The sequence below is a fragment of the Pseudomonas sp. MF09150 genome (genome assembly GCF_059862355.1).
Genome location: NZ_JCBCUS010000005.1, coordinates 417,372 through 440,971, shown reverse-complemented (window position 1 = coordinate 440,971; position 23,600 = coordinate 417,372). Strand labels below are relative to the sequence as shown.

Annotated in this window: 25 protein-coding genes; 15 read left to right on the top strand and 10 right to left on the bottom strand. The window is 63.5% G+C overall.

Translation table 11 applies throughout. From position 1 onward, the window contains the following. Positions 1 to 68: 68 nt before the first annotated feature. The 6 genes from AC19YX_RS20970 to AC19YX_RS20945 all read right to left on the bottom strand — a co-directional run bounded on the left by AC19YX_RS20970 (position 69) and on the right by AC19YX_RS20945 (position 3,105). Positions 69 to 410, bottom strand: a complete 342-nt coding sequence (locus AC19YX_RS20970) for a HopJ type III effector protein (RefSeq protein WP_078469858.1) — start codon at positions 408 to 410, stop codon at positions 69 to 71. Next, on the bottom strand, positions 403 to 699 hold the full coding sequence (locus AC19YX_RS20965; RefSeq protein ID WP_020297173.1) for a DUF1244 domain-containing protein: 297 nt from the start codon (positions 697 to 699) through the stop codon (positions 403 to 405). Before AC19YX_RS20965 ends, AC19YX_RS20970 begins: the two co-directional genes overlap by 8 nt. A gap of 87 nt (positions 700 to 786) precedes the next feature. Next, positions 787 to 1,158, bottom strand: a complete 372-nt coding sequence (folX, locus tag AC19YX_RS20960; protein ID WP_020297174.1) for a dihydroneopterin triphosphate 2'-epimerase — start codon at positions 1,156 to 1,158, stop codon at positions 787 to 789. Between the two features lie 2 nt (positions 1,159 to 1,160). Further along, entirely contained in the window at positions 1,161 to 1,721 is a 561-nt protein-coding gene (folE, locus tag AC19YX_RS20955; RefSeq protein WP_078469859.1) for a GTP cyclohydrolase I FolE, read from the bottom strand. A 21-nt stretch (positions 1,722 to 1,742) separates the two neighbouring features. Then, positions 1,743 to 2,453 (bottom strand): dihydromonapterin reductase, encoded by a 711-nt coding sequence (gene folM / locus AC19YX_RS20950; RefSeq protein WP_201129487.1) that lies wholly within the window; start codon positions 2,451 to 2,453, stop codon positions 1,743 to 1,745. Between the two features lie 82 nt (positions 2,454 to 2,535). Further along, the gene (locus AC19YX_RS20945) at positions 2,536 to 3,105 is read right to left on the bottom strand and encodes an antibiotic biosynthesis monooxygenase (protein WP_078469861.1); all 570 of its coding nucleotides are present in this window, start codon (positions 3,103 to 3,105) and stop codon (positions 2,536 to 2,538) included. A 218-nt stretch (positions 3,106 to 3,323) separates the two neighbouring features. Between AC19YX_RS20945 and AC19YX_RS20940 the strand changes: the two genes are divergently transcribed. Beyond that, on the top strand, positions 3,324 to 4,283 hold the full coding sequence (locus tag AC19YX_RS20940; protein WP_201132105.1) for a MerR family transcriptional regulator: 960 nt from the start codon (positions 3,324 to 3,326) through the stop codon (positions 4,281 to 4,283). A 16-nt stretch (positions 4,284 to 4,299) separates the two neighbouring features. Here the strand turns inward: AC19YX_RS20940 and AC19YX_RS20935 are convergent, their stop codons facing one another. After that, positions 4,300 to 4,905: a hypothetical protein gene (locus tag AC19YX_RS20935; RefSeq protein ID WP_078469862.1), complete on the bottom strand. Its 606-nt coding sequence runs from the start codon at positions 4,903 to 4,905 to the stop codon at positions 4,300 to 4,302. 57 nt (positions 4,906 to 4,962) lie between these two features. Beyond that, positions 4,963 to 5,436, bottom strand: a complete 474-nt coding sequence (locus AC19YX_RS20930; protein ID WP_078469863.1) for a PAS domain-containing protein — start codon at positions 5,434 to 5,436, stop codon at positions 4,963 to 4,965. Positions 5,437 to 5,578: 142 nt separating this feature from the next. On the opposite strand from AC19YX_RS20930, the gene AC19YX_RS20925 reads away from it, so the two are divergent. Continuing rightward, on the top strand, positions 5,579 to 6,034 hold the full coding sequence (locus AC19YX_RS20925; protein ID WP_078469864.1) for a flavodoxin: 456 nt from the start codon (positions 5,579 to 5,581) through the stop codon (positions 6,032 to 6,034). Here the strand turns inward: AC19YX_RS20925 and AC19YX_RS20920 are convergent. Next, positions 6,015 to 6,911, bottom strand: coding sequence for a LysR family transcriptional regulator (locus AC19YX_RS20920; protein ID WP_201129490.1), 897 nt, complete (start codon positions 6,909 to 6,911; stop codon positions 6,015 to 6,017). The genes AC19YX_RS20925 and AC19YX_RS20920 overlap by 20 nt on opposite strands. A 97-nt stretch (positions 6,912 to 7,008) precedes the next feature. Here AC19YX_RS20920 and AC19YX_RS20915 point away from each other — a divergent pair, with 97 nt between their 5' ends. The 9 genes from AC19YX_RS20915 to AC19YX_RS20875 all read left to right on the top strand — a co-directional run bounded on the left by AC19YX_RS20915 (position 7,009) and on the right by AC19YX_RS20875 (position 17,829). Next, complete coding sequence (locus tag AC19YX_RS20915; protein ID WP_078469866.1) at positions 7,009 to 7,395, top strand: CidA/LrgA family protein; 387 nt, start codon at positions 7,009 to 7,011, stop codon at positions 7,393 to 7,395. After that, complete coding sequence (locus tag AC19YX_RS20910; RefSeq protein WP_078469867.1) at positions 7,385 to 8,071, top strand: LrgB family protein; 687 nt, start codon at positions 7,385 to 7,387, stop codon at positions 8,069 to 8,071. The genes AC19YX_RS20915 and AC19YX_RS20910 overlap by 11 nt, the downstream gene beginning before the upstream one ends. Positions 8,072 to 8,219: 148 nt before the next feature. Continuing rightward, positions 8,220 to 9,002, top strand: a complete 783-nt coding sequence (locus AC19YX_RS20905) for a class II aldolase/adducin family protein (RefSeq protein WP_500606909.1) — start codon at positions 8,220 to 8,222, stop codon at positions 9,000 to 9,002. Then, on the top strand, positions 9,002 to 9,904 hold the full coding sequence (locus tag AC19YX_RS20900; RefSeq protein WP_078469869.1) for an alpha/beta fold hydrolase: 903 nt from the start codon (positions 9,002 to 9,004) through the stop codon (positions 9,902 to 9,904). The genes AC19YX_RS20905 and AC19YX_RS20900 overlap by 1 nt, the downstream gene beginning before the upstream one ends. A gap of 153 nt (positions 9,905 to 10,057) precedes the next feature. Then, positions 10,058 to 10,969 carry an SDR family oxidoreductase gene (locus AC19YX_RS20895; RefSeq protein ID WP_500606908.1) on the top strand — a complete coding sequence of 304 codons (912 nt, stop codon included), beginning with the start codon at positions 10,058 to 10,060 and terminating at the stop codon, positions 10,967 to 10,969. 117 nt (positions 10,970 to 11,086) lie between these two features. Further along, positions 11,087 to 11,440, top strand: a complete 354-nt coding sequence (locus AC19YX_RS20890) for a hypothetical protein (RefSeq protein ID WP_421548030.1) — start codon at positions 11,087 to 11,089, stop codon at positions 11,438 to 11,440. A gap of 498 nt (positions 11,441 to 11,938) precedes the next feature. Beyond that, positions 11,939 to 13,738: a DUF1302 domain-containing protein gene (locus AC19YX_RS20885; RefSeq protein ID WP_201129492.1), complete on the top strand. Its 1,800-nt coding sequence runs from the start codon at positions 11,939 to 11,941 to the stop codon at positions 13,736 to 13,738. A 23-nt stretch (positions 13,739 to 13,761) separates the two neighbouring features. Further along, complete coding sequence (locus AC19YX_RS20880) at positions 13,762 to 15,129, top strand: DUF1329 domain-containing protein (protein WP_201129494.1); 1,368 nt, start codon at positions 13,762 to 13,764, stop codon at positions 15,127 to 15,129. A gap of 150 nt (positions 15,130 to 15,279) precedes the next feature. Next, positions 15,280 to 17,829 carry a LuxR C-terminal-related transcriptional regulator gene (locus tag AC19YX_RS20875; protein WP_500606907.1) on the top strand — a complete coding sequence of 850 codons (2,550 nt, stop codon included), beginning with the start codon at positions 15,280 to 15,282 and terminating at the stop codon, positions 17,827 to 17,829. 42 nt (positions 17,830 to 17,871) lie between these two features. On the opposite strand, the gene AC19YX_RS20870 is transcribed toward AC19YX_RS20875, so the two are convergent. After that, a complete protein-coding gene (locus AC19YX_RS20870) occupies positions 17,872 to 18,663 on the bottom strand; it encodes an IclR family transcriptional regulator (RefSeq protein WP_201129498.1) in 792 nt (263 codons plus the stop codon). A 165-nt stretch (positions 18,664 to 18,828) separates the two neighbouring features. On the opposite strand from AC19YX_RS20870, the gene hmgA reads away from it, so the two are divergent. The 4 genes from hmgA (at position 18,829) to AC19YX_RS20850 (ending at position 23,594) form a co-directional block, all read left to right on the top strand. Then, positions 18,829 to 20,133: a homogentisate 1,2-dioxygenase gene (hmgA, locus tag AC19YX_RS20865; RefSeq protein WP_500606906.1), complete on the top strand. Its 1,305-nt coding sequence runs from the start codon at positions 18,829 to 18,831 to the stop codon at positions 20,131 to 20,133. Positions 20,134 to 20,136: 3 nt separating this feature from the next. Beyond that, positions 20,137 to 21,441, top strand: a complete 1,305-nt coding sequence (gene fahA, locus AC19YX_RS20860; RefSeq protein WP_500606905.1) for a fumarylacetoacetase — start codon at positions 20,137 to 20,139, stop codon at positions 21,439 to 21,441. Positions 21,442 to 21,453: 12 nt separating this feature from the next. After that, complete coding sequence (maiA, locus tag AC19YX_RS20855; RefSeq protein ID WP_078469876.1) at positions 21,454 to 22,092, top strand: maleylacetoacetate isomerase; 639 nt, start codon at positions 21,454 to 21,456, stop codon at positions 22,090 to 22,092. 143 nt (positions 22,093 to 22,235) lie between these two features. Beyond that, a complete protein-coding gene (locus tag AC19YX_RS20850) occupies positions 22,236 to 23,594 on the top strand; it encodes an MFS transporter (RefSeq protein ID WP_500606904.1) in 1,359 nt (452 codons plus the stop codon). Positions 23,595 to 23,600 lie beyond the last annotated feature (6 nt).

Here is a 23,600-nt window from a genome sequence, read left to right as displayed (position 1 = left end):
GGCCGTTGCCATAAAAAAACCGGCGCAAGCCGGTTTTTTATGGACGATTCAACGGTCGCCGTTACGGGTCAGGCTTTGCGCGCCAGCGGCGCGCTGGCGAATTTGACCCCGGCCAGGCCGTGGGCGATCAGCGCGCGGATATTGCCGTGATCGCTGCCTTCAGGGGTGGCCAGCACTGCACGGTAATGCTCACCGAAGGCCAGCAGGGCCTCTTCATCGCTCAAACCTTCAAGCAACGCCAGGCCCAGGGTCTTGCACGAACCTTCATTCTGCCCGGCGCTGCTTTCCAGGCCTCCATTGTCGAAGGCCTGGGGCTGATAGTCGTAATGCGCAGCGATAAAGCCCAGGGTGTCGGCAAAGGCGTGTTCGCCGCTGTTGAGGCTGGTGCGCAGGGTGTTCAGGTCAGTCATGCTGTTTTCCTTTGGCAAACGCCGCTTGCTGCTCGGCGCTGGCTTCTTTCTGGTATTTGGCTTTGTACTCGGCGTAGGGCATGCCATACACCACTTCACGGGCGTCATCGAGGCTGAGCTCGATCTGACGTTCATCAGCCTCGGCCTTGTACCACTTGGAGAGGCAATTGCGGCAGAAGCCGGCGAGGTTCATCAGGTCGATGTTCTGCACGTCCTTGCGGCTGTCCAGGTGGGCAACCAGGCGGCGAAAGGCGGCGGCTTCAAGTTCCAGGCGTTCTTGGGAAGTCATGGGATTCACTGGCAGAAGAAGTGGGGGAAAGCTTCAAGCGGCAAGCTGCACGTTGAAGCCGGTCCGTTTTGAACGTGCCGCTTGCGGCTAGCGGCTTGCCGCCAAGGTTATGGACACCGATTCGGCAAAGCGCAGGGCGTGCGGCTTGTCGACTTCGACCTCGGCATAGAGCACCGATTCGTTGGCCATGACCAGGTCCAGCAATTCCTGGGTCAGGCGCTCAAGCAGGGCGAAACGGTTGCCCTCCACGTGGGCGATGATCGCCTTGGTGATGGTGCGGTAGTTCAGGGCGTGGTCGATATCGTTATCGCGCACGGCGTCCTGAGCGGCATAGAGGATGGTCAGGTTGATCAACACATCCTGCTTGTTGAGGATCTCTTCCTCATTGATGCCGATAAAGGTCCGCAGGCACAGGTCCTTGACCCGGATGCGTGCCATTCCTGGCTGAAGTTGTGGCATTGCTACTTGCTCCGTCCAATCAATTGCAGGAATTCCTGGCGCGTGGTGCTCGATTCGCGAAACGCGCCGAGCATCACCGAGGTGTGCATGGTCGAATTCTGTTTCTCGACGCCGCGCATCATCATGCACATGTGCTTGGCTTCGATCACCACCGCGACGCCGGCAGCCTGGGTCACCTGTTGCACGGCGTCGGCGATTTCCCGGGTGAGATTTTCCTGGATCTGCAGGCGTCGGGCAAACATGTCGACGATCCGCGCGATTTTCGACAGCCCCAGCACCTTGCCGGTCGGAATGTAAGCGACATGGGCCTTGCCGATGAAGGGCAGCAGGTGATGCTCACACAGGGAATACAGCTCGATATCGGCGACGATCACCATTTCATCGCTGTCGGAGGCGAACAGGGCGCCGTTGACGATCTCGTCCACCGACTGGGCATAGCCATGACACAGATACTGCATGGCCTTGGCCGCGCGCTTGGGGGTGTCCAGCAAGCCCTCACGGTCCGGGTTTTCGCCGATGCCCTTGAGTATTTCGCGGTAGTGCTGGGGCAGGGATAAAGTCATACAACATCCTCGAAGGAAGGCTTATTTGACATGCCGTCCGCCGTTGACGGTCAGGGTCGTGCCGGTGACGTAAGGGTTGTCCAGCAGGTAGCGCAGGCTCTGGTAGATCACTTCACTGCCGGGCTCGATGCCCAGTGCGGACTTGGCCAGGGCTTTGGCGCGGTACGCCGCGTCGTCGTCGGGGTTGAACAATAACAGGGCCGGGGCGATGCCGTTGACCTTGATCTGCGGCGCGTACTTGGCCGCGAACGACAGGGTCAGGCTTTCCAGCCCGGCTTTGCTGGCGCAGTAAGCAATGTGCTTGCTGCTGCCCTTGCGCGTCACGTCATCGCTGATGTGCACGATGTCTGCAACCGTCGAGCGCTGCAGCAGCTCGGCGCAATGCAGGTTGATCAGGTAGGGCGCCAGCATGTGCACGCCGAACATCCGGGTGAAGGCCTCGGCCTCGTCGCCGGCGCTTTCTGCCAGCCACTCGGAGGCGTTGTGCACGATGGCGCGCAGGCGGTCGGTGTGGGTTTTCAGCTGGTTGATGAAGGCGAGGATGCCGGCTTCGTCGGACAGGTCGGCAAACAGCACGGTCGCGCCCTGGTTGCGCAGGACGTCGACCCCCGGGCGTTCGGTGCGGTAGGTGACGATCACCGGATGGCCGTCTTCCAGCAGCCGCCGTGCGCAATGCAAGCCGACTCGCTGGCTGGCGCCAGTGATCAGGATCGGGGCAGGGGAAGCATTCATGAACGGCTCGCGTCGCGGGTGGAGCAAAACTATACCAGCGACGGCCGGGCAATGCAGGCGACCGCTCGGCGGCCGCCGGTGCTCAAGGGTTCTGGGTCGAGGCTGCGGCAGGCAGCGGACGCGGCGCGCTGCTGTTGAGCCAGCCGGACAGCAGGTGGGTCGACAGCGGAATAAACAGATAAACCATCAGTGGCGTCAGGGCCAGGGTGCTGACGAATACCCGGCTCAACAGCCCCAGGTCGGCAAGCAGCGGGCCGAGGACGAAATTGAACAGCAGGGACACCGGAAAGAACGCCAGCCAGATGGCCACTGCCTGCTTCCAGCGTGGCGGACGCTGGCCGATGGCGCCGAACCAGCCATCGATGCCGCTGACTCGATGTTCCGACGGGTGCGCGAACAGGTCGCCGCCACGGCCCAGCCAGGCCGTACGCGAAGCGGAGTGCTCCCAGGCATGCAGGGTCTGTTCGTCGGCGAAACGGAAGATGATCTGGAATTCGTCATCGTCGGGCGGCGGGGCGAGCACGCCGGAGCCCAGGTAGCCGGGGAAGTCGGTGGCCAGTTGTTCGCCTTCGCGCAGCCAGGCGATCAGGTCCTGATAGCGACCATTGGCGACGCGACGCGCAACCATGAGGGTGACGGGTGAGGTAGACATTATGTATCTCCGTAAAACCAATGCGTTGCCTGGGTAAGGCAAACACCAGATACGGCCCGGGGTGGTGGGCGCGCCTGGCTCTTCACAAAAACAAGCAAGGATTATTCCTGATTGCGTCAAATACGCCAGCGTCAGCGGTCGATTTTCTGTTTATTGAGGCGCAAGCACTCAGGGGGAGTAGAATGGCCGCCACTTTGTTGATCGGTGTTTCTGCCCAGATGCCCGTTACTACTGAACTTGCCCGTGCTCACCAGCCCGCCAGCGCAGTCGCGCAGGAGGACCTGTTTCCGATTCGTGAAGTCTCGCGGCGTACCGGTATCAACCCGGTCACCTTGCGGGCATGGGAGCGGCGCTATGGCCTGATCCAGCCGACACGCACCGAAAGTGGGCACCGCCTGTATTCCACGGCCGATGTCGAGACAGTGCGTGAAATCCTCAGTTGGATCGAACGCGGGGTCGCGGTGAGCAAGGTCGGCAAGATCCTGGCCAAGACCCAGGCTGCCCAGTCCCTGCCCAGCGTGTTGGCGGACACCAGCCTGGCCGGCGAGTACAAGCAGTGGTGCAGCCAGCTGAAAGTAGCGGTGAGCGCTTTTGACGAGGCCCAGTTGGAGCGGCTTTATGGGCAGATTTTTTCCAGTTATGCGCTGCCGGTGGTGTTCCAGGACATCCTGATGCCGTTCTGGAAGCAGCTGTTACAGCATCAGGAGCCCTTCGGCCACACCAGCGAGTGGCTGTTTCTGGATGGGTTTCTGCGTTCGCGCATGACCCAGCGCCTGCTGCTGCAACGCGGCAGCCAGACGCGTCGGGTGCTGTTGACGGCCCTCGGCGAGCACTGCCACGAGCTGGAGTTGCTGGTGGCGGCGCTGATACTGGGCAACGACGAGATTGGCGTCAGCGTGTTGGGCCTGGGCGTGCCCTTCGACGAGTTGACCCTGGTCTGTGAAAAAATCCAACCGGCGGCGCTGGTGCTGTTCTCCAGCCGGGCGCCGACCACCGAGTTGCCACGCCGCCTGGTCCGCCTGGCCATGACCCTCAATTGCCCGGTGCTGCTGGCGGGTGATACCGCAGAGCTGGCCCAGGAAAGCCTGCAGGCGTCGGCGGTGGGCTGCCTGGGCAATGACGGACGCTTGATGCCGCAGCGCTTGCGGCAGTTTCTCGGCGGCAAGCTGGACACCTGAGGCGCCCGCGACGGGTTCAAATATGCAGGTCGGGGTGGGTCAGGCGGTGCTGTTGCAGGATGTATTGGCGCAGGCGCTCGGTCTGATCCTTGTCGGACTGGTTCAGGCGATAGGCATAGCAGCCCTTGGCGGTCTGGCGTTCGAAGGTGCCGCGCAGGGCGATGCGTTCATAGCCTGAGGGGCTGAACCACAAGGCAAACTGCCGAGGCGGCTTGCTGCGACCGCGCACTTCCAGCAACACACCCTTGAACGAAACCTCACGCACCCAGAGCGCGCCGGGCTGGCCGCGCACATTCTGCAGCGCCACCGGCTGCTCCAGGTTCAGGCGCCACGGCCGGACCATGGGCCCGTCTTCAAAGATGCTGGGCACGCCCAGACGCAAATGCAGCGCATGAAATTCATCCTCCACCAATTGCAGGGGGAAGGTCATTTGCTGGTTGTCGAAATGGGCCTGGATCGTCACCTGTTCATTGGCTGCCAGGTGCGTGAGCAGGTCGCGGATCTGTGCTCCGCCATTGACCAGCAGGCTGGACGTCGCATCCCGCGTGTTGAGTTGCGGGTTGTGCTGCATGGTCTGAATGAAGTCCAGTTCATCCTGGGTCAGGAGGGCGTCACGCTGCATGATGCTGCTCGGAAGGGAAAGGTTACGAAATCACTGCGGATTCGATGAATAAGAACATTAAATCTTCAGCCCGTTGGTGCCATTCGTCGCTTTCAACGCCGCCAGCTCAGCCTGGACTTCAGCCAACTGGCCTTCGACCTGGGCCAGGCGTTGTTGCGCCTTGACCTGCACCGTCACATCTTTCTGCACGCCAATGAAATAGGTCAGTTGATCGTGTTCATTGAACACCGGGGTAATCGACAGCTCATTCCAGAAATGGCTGCCGTCCTTGCGGTAGTTGCGCAGCACCTGGCGACATGGCCGGCCCTGGCCCAGGGCTTGGCGGATCGCCTCCAGCCCGGGCTGGTCACGGTCTCCGGACTGCAGGAAGCGGCAGTCCTGATACAGCACTTCATCGGCGCTGTAGCCGGTCAGCTTCTCGAACGCCGGGTTGACGTAAATAACGATGTTGTCTTCGCCTTCCTGTTCGGCGACCACAATCCCGTCATTGGAGGCGTTGATCACCAGTTGCAGCAGGTGGGCGTTGATCATTACAGGTGTCCGCATTTATCGGCAGTGCCGGCATTCTAAGACATGCCGGCAAGCTGTCCACTGGCCATGAGTGCTAAAGGATCGGATTGTACCGTTCAGCTGGTAATATCCCAGGCTTTTACTCAGTTACAGGATCAGATTGATGAAAGTCGCCATCCTTTCCGGCTCGGTGTACGGCACCGCTGAAGAAGTCGCCCGGCACGCCGCCAAGCTGCTCAACGCCGCAGGTTTCGAGGCCTGGCACAACCCGCGTGCGACCCTGGCGGACGTCCAGGCCTTCGCGCCCGAGGCATTTCTTGCCGTGACTTCGACCACCGGCATGGGCGAGTTGCCGGACAACCTGCAACCTTTGTATTCGGCGATCCGTGATCAATTGCCGGCCGCCTGGCGTGGTCTGCCCGGCGCGGTGATCGGCCTGGGCGACGCCTGCTACGGCGATACCTATTGCGGCGGCGGGGAACAACTGCGTGAGCTGTTCGCCGAGCTTGGGGTGCGCGAAGTGCTGGAGATGCTGCGCCTGGACGCCAGCGAAAGCGTGACCCCGGAAACCGACGCCGAGCCCTGGCTGGCCGAGCTGGTCAACGTACTGCGCGGTTGACCGAGCGCTCGCGCAGCAGCGCCAGCCAGGCCTGGGCGGCCTTGGACAGGTACGCCCCCTGACGCCAGATAAAGGCGATGTCCCAGCGTAGATAGTCGGGCGCCTGCAACGTCAGGCGCACCAGGCCCGGGCGCACCAGGCCACGGGCCACGACGCTGGGCAGCAACACCACGCCCTGGCCGGCCACCACCAGTGCAGCGAGAAAGTCGGCCTGGCCGCTGCGCCCCCCTTCGCGCGGGGTAAAGCCCACTTGCTGGCAGGCCTGCAGCAGGCGGTCGTTAAGCACGAAGCTGCGCTGATAGAGCAGAAACGGCGTATCGGCCAACTCTTCCAGGCGTACCTGGGCATTCATCGCCAGTGGGTGATCGGCCGGCAGCAGCGCGTCCAGCGGTTCGTCGCAGAACGGCTGATAGGCAAACAGCGGGTCCTTGGGCGTGAGGCTGCCGCCGATCTCCAGTTCTCCATTGAGCACGGCCTGCTCGATGTTCAGGCTGCCGCCTTCGAGCAACTGCACGTTGATGTTCGGGTAGCGCCGCCGGTATTCGGCAAACAGGCTGGCGAACAGCGCATCGCTGCCCAGCAGCGGCAAGCCCAGGCGCAATTCGCCCCGTGCCAGCTGGCTCAAGTCATCCAGTTCGCTGAGCAACTCGTTGCGCAGGCGCAGCATGCCTTCGGCCCGTTGCAGCACCACGGTGCCGGCCGCCGTCAGGTGGATATGGGAGCCGAGACGATCCAGCAGCGGCGTGCCCAGGCTCTGTTCCAGCTGGGCGATCTGCTTGCTGACCGCCGATTGGCTGATGTGCAAGGTCTTGGCGGCCTGGGTGAAGCCACCCTGATGAATCACTTCGACGAAGCTGCGCAGTTGTTTGAAGTCCATGGTATTGATTCCATATTGGAATGGCTTCCAGTCTAACAATTCGCTTCGGTGATGGCAGGTGCTTGCCTAAAATACAGGCCTGCGAGGACCGAATTCCATGAACGCTGCACTGTTGAAACACCTGGGGCGCCTGCTCGGCGAATTGGCGGTATTGCTGGGTATTTATCTGCTGGGCTGCCAGTTGGCCCTGTGGCTGGCGTGGCCGATACCCGGTGGCGTCATCGGCCTGGCCTTGTTGCTGCTGTGCTTTGCCCTGGGCTGGGTCAAGCCGGCGGCGCTGCAACTGGGCGCTGGCCTACTGATGGCCGAGATGCTGCTGTTTTTCATTCCGGCACTGATGAGCCTGCTCGACTATGGCGGCCTGCTGCGCGATGACGGCTGGCGGATCCTGCTGGTGATCGCGGTCAGCACCTTGATGGTGATGTTGGTCACGGCCTTTACCGTCGAGTGGGTGTGCCGTTGGAGGATGCGCCATGAAGCTTGAGCTGATGCCGATGTTCTGGCTGGCGCTGACCCTGGGCGCCTACCTGTTCAGTCGCTGGCTGTACAAGCGCACCGGGCGCTACCTGTTGTCGCCGCTAATCCTGGTGCCGGTGTTGTTGCTGGCGATCGCCGTGCCGTTGCACACCGCTTATGCCGAGTATTCCGCCAACACCCATTGGCTGATGCTGGTGCTGGGACCGGTGACGGTGGCGTTCGCCGTGCCGATCTGGCAGCAGCGGCAGCTGTTGATACGCCACTGGTCGGCACTACTGCTGGGCATGCTGGCGGGCAGCGCGGCCTCGATTGCCAGCTCTTACGGCCTGGCCCATGCCCTGGCCCTGGACAGTTCGGTGACCCTGTCGCTGGTGCCGCGTTCGATCACCACGCCCTTTGCCATGCCCCTGGCCCGGGACCTGGGTGGGGTGCCGGAACTGACGGCGGTGTTCGTGATGTTCACCGGGGTGTTCGGGGCGATGCTCGGGGGTGTGCTGCTGCGCTGGTTACCCCTGCGCAGCGCCCTGGCCCGTGGCGCATTGTTTGGCGTCGGTGCCCATGGCGCCGGTGTCAGCCGGGCCCATGAGGTAGGGGGCGAGGAAGGCTCTGTGGCGGGGCTGGTGATGGTCCTGACCGGCTTGCTCAACCTGTTCGCCGCACCCTTATTGGCGTCGTTGCTTTGACGCCGATTTGTACCGATTGGTACCAAAACGAACACTGACTCGCTCGGCCAGTAAGCTGGCTGCCAATGCAACTACCTGAAGCCGGGTGCCTGACTAGACTGCTTCCACGTTCACACAATAATAAGAACATCCCATCGAGGAGCTTGCCGTGAGTCTAGCCACCGTTCAAACGTCCCAGAGTGTGAAAGACCAGGTCAGCGCCGCCGAATGGCAGACCCGCGTCGACCTGGCTGCCTGCTATCGGCTGGTGGCGATGCATGGTTGGGATGACCTGATCTTCACCCACATTTCAGCCAAGGTGCCCGGCACCGAAGATTTCCTGATCAACCCCTTCGGCTTGATGTTTCACGAGATCACCGCCTCCAGCCTGGTGAAGGTCGATCAGGCCGGCAACAAGCTGATGGACAGCCCCTACGAGATCAACCCGGCCGGTTACACCATCCACAGCGCGGTGCACGAAGTGCGTCACGACGTGGTGTGTGTGCTGCACACCCACACCGCGGCGGGCGTCGCGGTCTCGGCGCAGAAGCAGGGCGTACTGCCCATCAGCCAGCAGTCGCTGTTTGTGTTGTCGAGCCTGGCCTATCACGCCTATGAAGGGGTGGCGCTGAACCCTGAGGAGAAGGCGCGGTTGCAGGCGGACCTGGGCGAAAACAACTTTCTGATGCTGCATAACCACGGCCTGCTGACCTGTGGCGGCACCATCGCCGACACCTTCCTGATGATGTTCACCTTCCAGCGCGCCTGCGATATCCAGGTGCTGGCGCAGAACGGCGGCGCGGAGCTGATTGCCATCGAGCCGCAGATTCTCGCGGGGGCCAAGGCGATGATCGCCGGGGTCACCAAAAGCGCTCAGGGCATGGGCGGCCTGCTGGCCTGGCCGGCGCTGCTGCGCAAACTCGATAAACAAGACCCGGGTTACAAACTCTAATGCCACTGGCCGAGATCCCTCTGTGCGTCTGGCGCAAACGCGGGCATAGCTTCGTGTTTCGCGGTCAGACCATTCGTTACTGGACGGCAGGCCAGGGAGAGCCGCTGCTTTTGATCCACGGGTTTCCTACGGCCAGCTGGGATTGGCATTACCTGTGGCAACCCCTGGCCCAACGCTATCGGGTGATCGCCTGCGACATGCTGGGTTTTGGCGACTCGGACAAGCCGCTGGACCATGAATACAGCCTGCTGGAACAGGCCGACCTGCAGCTGGCGCTGTTGCAACACCTGAAGATCACGGCGCCGGTGCACCTGCTGGCCCACGACTACGGCGACAGCGTAGCCCAGGAGCTGCTGGCCCGGCACTACGAAACCCGGGCCAATATCGCCAGTTGCGTGTTCCTCAACGGCGGCCTGTTTCCCGAAACCCATCGCCCGGTGCTGATGCAGAAGCTGCTGCTCAGCCCCGTGGGCTGGATGATCGGCCGGGCGTTCAGTCGCGATGCGCTGGTCAAGAGCTTGACCCAGATTTTCGGGCCGCACACGTGGCCCAGCGAAAGCGCCCTGGATGATTTCTGGAGCCTGGTGCAAAGCAATCAGGGGCCCCGGATCCTGCACAAGCTGATCGGCTACATCCCCGAGCGGCGGGTGCAGCGCGACCGCTGGGTCAGGGCCATGCAGCGCGGTGAAGTGCCCCTGCGGCTGATTGACGGCGGCTTCGATCCGGTCTCCGGGGCGCACATGCTGGAGCTCTATCGTCGACTGATTCCCGACCCGGACACCGTGCTGCTGCCCGAGATCGGCCATTACCCGCAGACCGAGGCCCCGGTGCAGGTGCTCAAGCACTACCTGGCCTTTCGCGAGAACCTGGTGCTGCCGCCGCGCCAGTTTGCCTGTTCCTGAACCCTGGTGCCCCGGGCCTGGCGCCTGGGGTATTTCGGCCAATCATCCCCCAGCCTTATTGCCCACCATTCAGCCCTGGCCGGGTTTGTTGTGGGCACCGCCTGGCTGCCGGACACTCGTGCCCATTGTCCATGGGTCCTGCTGGAGTTCGGTATGAGTGAGTCTGTGCGCTTCGAAGATAAAGTCGTGATCGTCACCGGGGCCGGCGGCGGCCTGGGCCAGGCCCATGCGCTGCTGTTCGCCAGGCACGGGGCGAAAGTGCTGGTCAACGACCTCGGCGGTTCGGCCCAGGGCGAGGGGGCCAATGCTTCGGCGGCGGACCGCGTCGTGGCGCAGATTCGCGAAACCGGCGGGATTGCCGAAGCCAACCATGACTCGGTGACCGATGGCGACAAGATCGTGCAGAACGCCCTGGATGTGTTCGGCCGGGTCGATGTGGTGGTGAACAACGCCGGCATCCTGCGCGACAAGACCTTCCACAAAATGGAGGACGCCGACTGGGACCTGGTGTACCGCGTGCACGTCGAGGGCGCCTACAAGGTGACCCGCGCCGCCTGGCCCCATTTGCGCGAGCAGGCTTACGGGCGGGTGATTTTCACCGCGTCCACCTCGGGCATCTATGGCAACTTCGGCCAGTCCAACTACGGCATGGCCAAGCTGGGGCTCTACGGCCTGACCCGGACCCTGGCCATTGAAGGCCGCAAGAACAACATCCTGGTCAATGCCATCGCGCCCACTGGCGGTACACGCATGACCGAGGGCCTGATTCCGCCGCAAGTCTTCGAGCAGCTCAAGCCGGAGCTGGTCAGCCCGCTGGTGGTGTACCTGGCCAGCGAAAACTGCCAGGAGACCTCGGGGTTGTTCGAGGTCGGCGGCGGCTGGATCGGCAAGGTGCGCTGGGAGCGCAGCCTGGGGGCCGGCTTCGATCCGCGGGTCGGTTTTTCGCCTGAAGATGTGGCGGCCCACTGGCAGCAGATCTGCGATTTCGAAGGCGCAGCCCACCCCCAGGACAACATCGAGGCGCTGAAGGAGATGATGCAGAATCTGCAAAAGTACGCGATCTGATGCACCGCGCCGCCCGCGCCCGGCCTCGCCCATGGGGCGGTGCCCGGCCGGCGGTTGTACTCCTGAGGCATTCGTCTCTATGCTCGTCGAGCATTGAATGCACAAGGAGTGGTGTTTATGTACGAGTCAAAAGATCAGCCTGTGTTATCCCGCCTGTTGTTTTTGCGTCGGTTGCTGCTTCACGCCCTGATGGTGATGGCCTTGATCGGGTTCTCGATTGGCCTGGGCATCGGCGGCCATTTGTATTTCGAAGAGGGCATGTCGATCCATGACGCCCTGATCAACGCCGCCATGATGCTCGGCGGAATTGGCCCCGCCAACATGCCGCTGACCCCCGGCGGCAAGCTGTTTCTCGCCAGCTACGGGCTCTACGCCAACATCGTCTTCGCCGCCGCCATCGGCCTGATGCTGACCCCGGTGGCGCATCGTCTGCTGCACAAGTTTCATTACGACGGCGACGACGCCGTTTGACTCGACCCGTGTTCGCCCTTTTATTGCGCGCATAAAAAAGGCCGCTGCAAGAGCAGCGGCCGAAGTCAGACGTTAGATCAAGGAGCTACAAATCAACGTCAGTGAACCCGGGGTAACGGTCTGAAACTGAGCTTCAAACTCGTTGAAAACTGTCGATTCAAACGTGCCGAACTCACACGTTGAAGGGGCTTCAGAAGGCGCTTTGCCTTGAGAGCGAGGCCATAGTAAGGGGTGTCTCGGCGGGGAAAAATAGCGAATCAGGACAAGGACTGTTACAGCCTGAGCAACAGTGGTGCAGACGGGCCGACCGCGCCCCGTGATGGCGCAATCCATGTTCCTGATGGGGCGCCATCCAGCCCGTGGATACGCCGTGCAAAGCCCCGTGCGGTGGGTGCTGTCATCCTTTCGAGCGACAATACGAATACCTCCTTGGTGCGCTTATCGCTCCCCTGTGGCGGCAGTAGGGTGAGGCCTTCTGTCACTCACCGGGGAAGACGCATGACAAAAACAACAATGCGCGCCATCTTCACGCCGCAGGCCCTGGCCGTCGCGGTGGCCATGGGCTGCTGCGGTCAGGCGCAAGCGGTCGCGTTCAATATCGGCGAGATCGAAGGGCACTTCGATTCATCGCTGTCCGTCGGCGCCAGCTGGGGCATGCGCAATGCCGACAAGGATTACGTGGGGACCGTCAATGGCGGCACCGCCCAGTCGTCCACCGGTGATGACGGACGCCTGAACTTCAAGAAGGGCGAGACCTTCTCGAAAATCTTCAAGGGCCTGCATGACCTGGAGCTCAAGTACGGCGACAGCGGCGTGTTCGTGCGCGGCAAGTACTGGTACGACTTCGAACTCAAGGACGAAGACCGCGAGTTCAAGCCCATCAGCGACCACAACCGCAAGGAGGGCGCCAAGTCGTCCGGGGCGCAGATCCTCGATGCCTTTGTCTACCACAACTATTCCATTGCCGACCTGCCGGGCACCGTGCGCGCCGGCAAGCAGGTGGTCAGCTGGGGCGAGAGCACCTTTATCGGCAACTCGATCAACAGCATCAACCCGGTGGACGTTTCGGCATTCCGCCGGCCGGGGGCCGAGATCAAGGAAGGGCTGGTCCCGGTCAATATGCTGTTTGCGTCCCAGGGCCTGACCAACCAGCTGACGGTCGAAGGGTTTTACCAGCTGGAGTGGGACCAGACCGTGGTCGACAACTGCGGCACCTTCTTCGGCAACGATGTGGTGGCGGACGGCTGCACCACCGGCTACACCGTCGGCAGCCCGGGGGTGGCGGGTTTGCAACCGGTGGCGGCTGCGTTTGGCCAGGGCTTCCAGGTCACCCGTGAGGGGGTGATCCTGCCCCGTGGCGGCGACCGTGATGCCCGTGACTCCGGGCAATGGGGCGCGGCCCTGCGCTGGCTCGGCGATGACACCGAGTACGGCCTGTACTTCATGAACTATCACTCGCGGGGCCCGGTGGTCAGCACCACCACGGCCAATGTCAGCCCGACGACCCTGGCCGCCATTGGTGCCGCCGGCGCCGCCGCCGCGCCCACGGTCCCCGGCGCGGGCGCGGGCCTGGTGCAAAGCGTGATGCTCGGGCGCGGCCAGTATTACCTGGAGTACCCGGAAGACATTCGCCTGTACGGCGCGAGCTTCTCCACCACCTTGCCCACCGGCACCGCCTGGAGCGGGGAAATCAGCTACCGGCCCAACGCACCGGTGCAAATCAATACCAATGACGTGACCCTGGCCCTGCTCAACCCGATTGCCGGTGGTGCGGCATCGCCGATCCAGACCACCTTCGGTGCCGACAACACCGGTTACCGGCGCAAGGAAATCACCCAGCTGCAAAGCAGCATGACCCAGTTTTTCGACAACGTGATAGGCGCCGATCGCCTGACCCTGGTGGGTGAGGCCGCCATTGTGCGGGTCGGCGGCCTGGAGTCGAAAACCAAGCTGCGCTACGGGCGCGATTCGGTCTACGGCCAGTACGGGTTCAACGGCGACACCGACGGTTTCGTGACTGCCACGTCCTGGGGTTATCGCGCGCGGGCGATTCTCGATTACAGCAACGTGATCGCCGGGATCAACCTCAAGCCCAACCTGTCGTGGTCCCACGACGTCAAGGGCTACGGCCCCAACGGCCTGTTCAACGAAGGCGCCAAGGCCGTCAGCCTCGGGGTCGATGCCGATTATCGCAACACCTATACCGCCAGCCTCAGCTACACCGATTTTTTTGGCGGTGACTACAACACCCTCACCGACCGCGACTTCCTCGCGTTGAGCTTCGGCGTGAACTTCTGATCAAGCATGAGAAGGACAACTTTATGCGCAAGATGATTTTGCAATGCGGGGCCCTGGCCTTGAGCCTGCTGGCAGCCAACGTGATGGCGGCCGTCACGCCGCAGGAAGCCGACAAACTCGGCACCAGCCTGACCCCGCTGGGAGCGGAGAAGGCCGGTAATGCCGACGGCTCGATTCCGGCCTGGACCGGCGGTATCCCGAAAAACGCCGGGGCGGTGGACAGCAAGGGCTTTCTCGCCGACCCGTTCGCCAATGAAAAACCGCTGTTCGTGATCACTGCGGCCACGGTCGACAAGTACAAGGACAAGCTGTCGGACGGTCAGGTGGCGATGTTCAAGCGCTACCCGGAAACCTACAAGATCCCGGTCTACCCGAGCCATCGCACCGTGGGCCTGCCGCCGGATATCTACGAGTCAGCCAAGCGCAGCGCGCTGAATGTGACCACGATCAATGAGGGCAACGGCCTGGCCAATTTCACCGGCAACCGTTACTACGCCTTTCCGATTCCCAAGAACGGCGTCGAGGTGCTGTGGAACCACATCACCCGTTACCACGGCGGCAACCTCAAACGCATCATCACCCAGGCCACCCCGCAGACCAACGGCAGCTACACGCCGATCCGCTTCGAGGAAGAAGTGGCAGTGCCGCAGCAGATTCCCGACCTGGACCCGGAAAAAGGCGCCAACGTGCTGACCTTCTTCAAGCAGTCGGTGACGGCCCCGGCGCGGCTGGCCGGTAACGTGCTGCTGGTGCACGAGACCCTGGACCAGGTCAAGGAACCGCGCTCGGCCTGGATCTACAACGCTGGCCAACGTCGGGTGCGGCGTGCCCCGCAAGTGGCCTATGACGGGCCGGGTACGGCCTCCGACGGGCTGCGCACCTCGGACAACTTCGACATGTTCTCCGGCGCGCCGGATCGCTACGACTGGAAGCTGGTGGGCAAGAAGGAGATGTACATCCCCTACAACAGCTACAAGCTGGATTCGCCAAGCCTCAAGTACGACGACATCATCAAGGCCGGGCATATCAACCAGGACCTGACCCGCTATGAGCTGCACCGGGTATGGGAGGTGGTCGGCACGGTCAAGCCCAACGAACGGCATATCTACGCCAAGCGCCATATGTACCTCGACGAGGACAGCTGGCAGGTGGCGCTGGTCGACCATTACGACGGTCGCGGCCAACTGTGGCGGGTGGCCGAGGGGCATGCGCAGTTCTATTACGATCACCAGGTGCCGGCCTACACGGTCGAGACCCTGTACGACATCATCGCCGGGCGCTACATCGCCCTGGGCATGAAGAACGAAGAGAAGCACAGCTTCGAATTCGGCTTCGCCGCCAAGGCCGCCGACTACACCCCGGCAGCGCTGCGGGCGTCGGGGGTGCGTTGACGCCCAGGCGTTACCGGATGGGCAGAAGGCGACCGTTGGGTCGCCTTTTTTATGGGCCCTGATCAGCCTGCTGAATACTTCTCAACAAGTGGGGAGTTGAGGGCTAGGGTGATGCCACGCTGGCTAAAACTATAAAAAAGGCACGTTGCGATGACCGCCATGACTCACCGTCTGGACCGTCCTGGTCTCATGCCCCGCTTGTCCTCCCATCACCTGTGTCGCAGTCGTCTGAGCAGCCCGTTGCTGGCCTCTCAGGCGCGGGTCAGATTGCTCTGTGCCCCGGCCGGCAGTGGCAAGACCGCACTGCTTGCCGAGTGCCTGTTGCAGGCGCCGCCCCAGGTGCACGTGTGCTGGTTACCGATGGCGGGAGCCGAGCAGGGCGCCGCCGATTTTGCCGGCCTGTTGGCCGAGGCCCTGGGCCTGCAGGCCCGCGACGAACTGTCGTTGCTGGCGTATCTGGCGCGTCTGCAAACCCCGACCTGGCTGTTTATCGATGACTATTGCCGTGTTGGCTGCGCCGGCCTCGACGGGTTGCTCGATCGGTTGCTGGCGGTCAGCAGCCCGGCCCTGACCTGGTGGTTGGGGGCCCGGCGCCGGCCCCAGTGCAACTGGCCACGGCTGCTGCTCGACGATGAGCTGTACGAGTGCGATGGCGCGCAACTGGCCTTCAGCCAGGCGGATATCGAGCAGTTGCTGCAACAACTGCCGCAACCGATGTGCGCTCAAACCGCCAGCCGGATCCTGCAACGCAGCGCCGGTTGGTGCGCCGGGGTGCGCATTGCCCTGCTCGAAGGCAGCGAGTTGGCAGCGCAGCCCTGCAAGCAGGGGCGGCCCAACACCCTGCGTGAATACCTGGAGCACGAGCTGTTCAGCCTGTTGTCGGCCGAGCTGGCCGAAGCCTGGCAGGTGCTGGCTCATCTGCCGCGCTTCAACGCGGCGCTGTGTGAGCATTTGTTCGGCGCCGGCGAGGGCGCGCAGTATTTGCGTGATCTGCAGGAGTTGGGTTGCTTTATCGAGCCCTGGGACGCCTCGGCCGACTGGTTGCAAGTGTTCCCGCCCCTGGCGCGGCTGATGCAGGATGAGGATTGTCCGGCCGGCCGTACCTGGCACCGGCGCGCCTGCCAGTGGTTTATCGCGCAGGAGGACTGGCAGACGGCGTTCGAGCAGGCGCTGCTGGCCCAGGAGTACGAGGTCGCCGTCAGCCTGTTGCAGCACTTCAGCTTCGAGCACCTGTTCGAACAGCAGAACGTGGTGTTGCTGCTGCGCCTGTACGAGCAGCAGGGTGAAGAGTTGATGCTGGGCAGCCCGCAATTGGTCGGGCTGCTGACGGCCGCTTTGCTGTTTGCCGGGCGCTTCGATCAGGCCGAAGCCTGTGTCGCGCAGATGGCCCGTTTCACCCCGCAACCCAGTGCCAGCCTGCAACGGCAATTGATCGCCCGCTGGCAAACGCAGCGCGGCTGCCTGTTGCATCTGCAAGGTTGCATGGAGCCTGCGCGCGAACACTTTCTCCAGGCCCTGGATGAGCTGTCGCCCAGTGCCTGGCCGGCGCGCCTGTTGTGCCTGTCGGGCCTGACCCAGCAGGCCCTGCTCAGGGGCGAACTGGATGTGGCCCAGGCAATCAACCGTGAAGCGCTGTGCCTGGCGCGGGCGCAGAATTCGCTGCTGTTCGAAGGCCTGCTGGAGTTGGATCACGCGCAACTGCTGGAACAGCGCGGCGCCCCCCACAGGGCCGAGAGCCTGCTGGCGCGGCTGGATGAGTTGCTGCGTCGGCAAACCCGGCGGGCGACGCCGCTTTTGGGGCGGATTGCCTTGCGTCGCGGGCGCCTGGCCTTGCGCCAGGGCAATGAGCCGCAGGCGGCGGAGTACTTTCAGGCGGGGCTTGAGCAGTGCCTGCGCAGCCAGGACAAGCGGGCGTTGTACGGGTTTCTCGGGCAAGCGCTGCTGGCGGGGAATCGCGGTGACTACGCCCAGGCCTTTGTCCTGCTGCGCGACGCCGAGCGGCTGATGCAGCAGCGGCAGATCCCGGACACGGTGTACCGCGGGGTGCTGTTGCAGATCAGCAGCCATTTCTGGTTGCAGCAAGGGCGTCCGGAGCTTGCTCATGAAGCCTTGAGCCGGGTGCTGCGCCACTATCAGGGCGCAGGCGCGGTACAGGCGCCACCCGCCACGATCGAACTGATCCCGCGGATCGAATACCTGCTGGTGCTGGCCCAGGTTCACCTGGGGCAAGCCGAGGCGCCGCTGGCCACGCTGCAGCGTTTGCTGGAGCAGGCCCGACAGCAGGGCATGCTGGGTTTACAGGCCGAACTGCAACTGGCCCTCGCCGAAACCGCCTACCTGCTGGGGGACGTTGAGTTGTCCGGGCAGGCGCTGCAGGCCGGCATGGCCCTGGCCGCCCGTTGCCAACTGCCCCAGGCGCTGCACGAATTGCGCTTGCGTCAGCCGGATATGCTGCTGGTCCGCGAAGTGCCGTTGCCCGACGCCGACCAGCCCCTGGCCAGCGACAATCCTCTGAGCCTGCGTGAGCTGGAAGTGCTGCAACTGATCGCCCTCGGCAGCTCCAACCAGCAGATTGCCGAACAGCTATTCATCTCCCTGCACACCGTGAAAACCCATGCGCGCCGGATCCACAGCAAACTCGGGGTAGAGCGACGCACCCAGGCCGTGGCCAAGGCCAAGGCACTGGGCCTGATGAATTGAATGGCCTCACCGGTAGCCGCTGCCGATAGTCAGCGGCGACGTTCAGGGTTGATAACCCATGCGCCAACTGACGGCCTGGCTTGCGGCCAGCAGGCGGCGGGCGGCGGGGCCGTCTTCGTCGGCGTGGAACAGCGAGGTCGGCCCGACCACCGTCAGCACGGCGGCGATCTTGCCCATGGCGTCGAACACCGGCGCCGACAGGGCGTCGACCCCCGGCATCAACAGCCCATGCACATGGTGCAGGCCGCGATGGCGGATCTGCTCGCAGACCTCGGCGTACACCTGCTCGTCCGCCAGGGCATGGGGACTGCCGGCCTGAAGTTCCTGCTGGCGCAGGTCGACGCTTTCCCGGTTGGGCAAATAGGCGCCAAACACCAGGCCGGTGGATGAACTGAGCAAGGGCAGCACCGAGCCCAGCTGCGTCACCACCGTCACCGCACGCACCGCCGGTTCGATATGAACCACGGTCGCGCCCTGATTGCCCCAGACCGCGAGGAAGCAGGTTTCATTCAGTTCGTCGCGCAGTTCCGCCAGGGGCAGGGCGGCGACCTTCAGTACATCCATGCTGCTCAACGCCGCCAGCCCCACGCGCAGGGCTTCGCGGCCCAGTCCGTAGTGGTTGGTGGTGCTGTTCTGTTCGGCAAAACCGCTGGCGATCAAGGCTTGCAGGTAGCGGTGGACCTTGCTTGCCGGCATCTGCACGTGTTCGGCCAGGCGCGACAGCGAAGTGGACGGTGCCAACTGCGCCAGGGCCTTGAGAATGTCGGTGCCGACCTCGGCCGAGCGGACTTTCTGTTTACCGTTGCTGTCGCTGGTGCTGCGCGGCTTTTCCATGGAGGCGGTGTGATCCCGAGACGAATGGGCGTCTTTATAGCTTGACGGTCAATACCAATCAAATTACGTTATGCGTAATTGGATTACGATAAAAATAACGCCGCGTGCCGAGACTTCCAGCAATGGAGCAGGGCATCGCTGCCCACTCCATTCACAGGAGGCTCCATGAACCTCGATTCCACGCCGTCCGGCCTGGCCTATCAGTCGGGCTTCGGCAACGAATTCGCCAGCGAAGCATTGCCAGGCGCGTTGCCCGTCGGCCAGAACTCCCCGCAAAAAGCCCCTTACGGCTTGTACACCGAACTCTTTTCCGGAACCGCCTTCACCATGGTCCGCAGCGAAGCGCGACGGACCTGGATGTACCGCATCCAGCCCTCGGCCAATCACCCGGCCTTTGCCAAGTTGGCGCGTCAGATGGCGGGCGGTCCGCTGGGTGAGGTGACGCCCAATCGGCTGCGCTGGAACCCACTGGATATGCCTGCCGAGCCGACCGATTTCATCGACGGTCTGGTGAGCATGGCGGCCAACGCACCGGCACAGAAACCCGCCGGCATCAGCGTCTATCACTACCGCGCCAACCGCTCCATGGAGCGGGTGTTCTTCAGTGCCGATGGCGAGCTGCTGCTGGTGCCCGAGCAGGGTCGCCTGCGCATCGCCACGGAGCTCGGCGTGTTGGAGCTTGGGCCGCTGGAAATCGCCGTGTTGCCCCGCGGCCTGAAGTTTCGTGTCGAACTGCTGGACCCCGAGGCGCGTGGCTATGTCGCCGAGAACCACGGCGCGCCGCTGCGCCTGCCGGACCTGGGCCCCATCGGCAGCAATGGCCTGGCCAACCCGCGGGATTTCCTGACCCCGGTCGCCCATTACGAAGACCTCAAGCAGCCCACCCCTCTGGTGCAGAAGTTCCTCGGCGAACTCTGGGGCTGCGAACTCGACCACTCGCCGCTGAACGTGGTGGCCTGGCACGGCAACAACGTGCCGTACAAATATGACCTGCGCCGTTTCAACACCATCGGCACCGTGAGTTTCGACCACCCGGACCCATCGATCTTCACCGTGCTGACCTCGCCCACCAGCGTGCACGGCCTGGCCAACCTCGATTTCGTGATCTTCCCGCCGCGCTGGATGGTGGCCGAAAACACCTTCCGTCCGCCGTGGTTCCACCGCAACCTGATGAACGAATTCATGGGCCTGATCCAGGGCGCCTACGATGCCAAGGCCGAAGGTTTCCTGCCCGGCGGCGCGTCCCTGCACAGCTGCATGAGCGCCCACGGCCCGGACGGCGAAACCTGCACCAAGGCGATCAATGTCGAACTGCAACCGGCCAAGATCGACAACACCATGGCCTTCATGTTCGAGACCAGCCAAGTGCTGCGCCCGAGCCAGTTCGCCCTGGAGTGCCCGCAGTTGCAGAACAATTACGACGCTTGCTGGGCCTCGCTGCCCGCCACCTTCACCCCCAATCGGAGATAACCCATGAGCCAGCCAACCATCACCCGCAGTTGGGTTGCCTCCGCCAACGGGCATGCCGATTTCCCTTTGCAGAACCTGCCCCTGGGCGTTTTCAGTCGCAACGGTTCGGCACCGCGCTTTGGCGTGGCAATCGGCGAGCACATATTCGATCTGGACGCCGCGCTGGAGGCGGGCCTGCTTGAAGGCGCCGCCCGCAGCGCCGTCGAGGCCGCACGTGGCGGGCAGTTGAATGCCTTCTTCGAGCTGGGGCGTGGCCCACGGGTGGCCCTGCGCGAACGCCTGCTGGAACTGCTGGGCGAAGGCAGCACCCTGCATGGCAAGATCCAGGCCCAGGGCGCCAAGCTGTTGCCCCTGGCGGCCGACTGCCAGATGCACCTGCCGGCGAAGATCAACGACTACACCGACTTTTATGTCGGTATCGAACACGCGCAAAACGTCGGCAAGCTGTTCCGCCCCGACAACCCGCTGCTGCCCAACTACAAATACGTGCCCATCGGCTACCACGGGCGCGCGTCGACCATCCGCCCCTCGGGCGCCGAGGTTCGCCGGCCCAAGGGCCAGACCCTGCCTGCCGGCCAGACCGAGCCGAATTTCGGCCCGTGCGCGCGGCTCGACTACGAGCTGGAACTGGGAATCTGGATTGGCCAGGGCAACCCGATGGGGGACTGCATTGCCATCGCCGATGCCGCCGAGCATATCGCCGGCTTCTGCCTGCTCAACGACTGGTCGGCGCGGGATATCCAGGCCTGGGAATACCAGCCCCTGGGCCCGTTCCTGTCGAAAAGCTTTATCACCAGCATCTCGCCCTGGGTGGTGACGGCCGAAGCCCTGGAGCCATTCCGTCGCGCTCAACCCGCGCGCCCCGAGGGTGATCCACAGCCGCTGCCGTACCTGCTCGATTCCCGGGACCAGGCTGCGGGTGGCTTCGATATCGAACTCGAGGTGCTGCTGACCACCGCCGCCATGCGCGAGCAGGGCCTGCCGGCCCACCGCCTGACCTTGAGCAACACCGGGTACATGTACTGGACCGTGGCGCAGATGGTCGCGCACCACAGCGTCAACGGCTGCCAGTTGCAGGCCGGCGACCTGTTCGGTTCGGGCACGTTGTCCGGCCCGGAAAACGGCCAGTTCGGCAGCCTGCTGGAAATCACCGAGGGCGGCAAAAAGCCCATCGAGTTGCCCAGCGGCGAGGTGCGCAAGTTCCTCGAAGATGGCGACGAAATCATCCTGCGCGGGCGTTGCCGGCGTGAAGGTTTCGCCTCCATCGGCTTCGGCGAATGCCGGGGCACCGTCCTGCCGGCCCGCTAAGAGGTGTGCGCCATGGAGCTCTATACCTACTACCGTTCGACGGCGTCGTACCGGGTGCGCATTGCCCTGGGGCTCAAGGGCCTGGACTTCCAGGCCATCCCGGTCAATTTGCTGGTGCCCAAGGGCGGCGCCAACCGTCAGCCGCAGTACCTGGCGATCAACCCCCAGGGGCGGGTGCCGGCGCTGCGCACCGATGACGGTGAGGTGCTGGTCCAGTCACTGGCGATCGTCGAATACCTCGACGAACGTTATCCACAGGTGCCGCTGCTGTCCCGGGAGCTGGCAACCCGTGCCCATGAGCGTGCGGTGGCGGCGATGATCGCCTGCGACATCCACCCGCTGCACAACTCCAGCACCCAGAACCTGTTGCGTGAATGGGGCCACGAGGAAGCGCAGTTGCAGGTGTGGATCGAGCACTGGATCAGCCAGGGCCTGGCGGCCGTGGAGCAACTGATCGGCGATCACGGCTATTGCTTTGGCGAGCAGCCGGGGCTGGCCGATGTGTTCCTGATTCCACAGTTGTATGCGGCCGAGCGCTTCAAGGTGTCGCTGGCAGCCTACCCACGGATTCTCCGGGTTGCGGCGCTGGCCGCAGAGCACCCGGCATTCCGCGCGGCGCACCCCGCCAACCAGCCCGACACCCCGGCCTGAGGCGCCTGCACGTCCCCAGCCAGACCTGGGGGCGGCAGACCTCTGGGTCACTCAAGGTTTCGAGGGCTCCGCAACGGAGCCTGCTCCATCCCCACCTGCAACCCTGCTGTACATAACGATAAAAACAGAACAGGTACCTTGCGATGCACAATCAGATTGCCAGCTTTCGGGCGGCGCTCGACGCCCGTCCGGTGTCGCGTTATCAGTGGTTACTCTTGCTGCTATTGGCGTTGCTGTTGGTCACCGACGGCTATGACGCTCAGGTTCTGGGGTACGTGGTGCCGGCCCTGGCCCGGGACTGGGGCCTGGAAAAAGCCGCCTTCGGCCCGGTGTTCAGCGCCAACCTGTTGGGCCTGACCCTGGGCTCGCTGGCCGTGACGCCCTTGGCGGACCGTTTTGGTGTGCGGCGGATTCTGCTCTGCTGCGTACTGATCTACGCCAGCCTCACGGTGTTGATGATCTTCGCCAACTCCCTGAACACCCTGATGGCTGCGCGCTTTATCTGCGGCATCGGCATGGGAGGGGCGATGCCCAGTGCCATGGCGCTGATGTCCGATTATTCGCCGCCGCGCCTGCGCACCCTGATGGTGACCTTGGCCGCCTGCGGGTTTTCCTTTGGTGGTGCGGCGGGTGGTTTTGTCGCGGCCGGGTTTATTGATCGCTTCGGCTGGGAGGCGGTGTTCCTGGCCGGCGGCGTCACGCCCTTGCTGCTGTTTCCGTTTCTCGCCTGGTGCCTGCCCGAATCCCTGCCACGCCTGCTGCGTGACGCGCCGCCCTATGCGCGCCTGCGTAAAGTCAGTGCGCGAATGCTGCCCGAGTGGACGCCACCGGCCGCATCGGCCGAGCAGAACGCGCAGGAGCAGGGCAGCCAACTGACGGTGATCGAACTGTTCCGCCACGGCTATGCGCGGCCGACCCTGCTGATCTGGTCGACGTTTTTCGTCAGCCTGATCCTGCTGTATTTCATGATCAGCTGGTTGCCTTCGCTGTTGCTGGAAAGCGGGCTGGGCCTCAATCAGGCGAACCTGGTGACATCGATGTTCCTGTTCGCCGGCACCCTCGGCGCCATCTGCATGGCCTGGTTCGCCGACCGTCTGAAGCGCAAGGTGCGCCTGCTCTCGGGCGTCCTGGCTGCGGCTGCGGTCTGCACCATTCTGCTGGGCCTCAACCACGACAGCCCGCGTTATCTGGTGGCTTTTGTGTTCGCCGCCGGGTTTTGCATCATCGGCGGGCAACTGACCCTCAACGCCTTCGCCAGTAACTTCTACCCGGCCCATGTGCGGGCCACGGGCACCGGCTGGGCCCTGGGCGTCGGTCGCTTCGGCTCGATTCTCGGGCCGCTGTTCGGCAGCATGCTGCTGGCGATGCATGTGCCGGTGCAGCAGATTTTCTTCTTCTGCGCGATTCCGGCAGTGATCGCGGCGCTGCTGATTATCCAGGTGCGTTCGCCGCTGGACGTTTCGCCGACGCCAGCGGACCAGCCCCAGGCCGCGACCCGTTGATTGCAG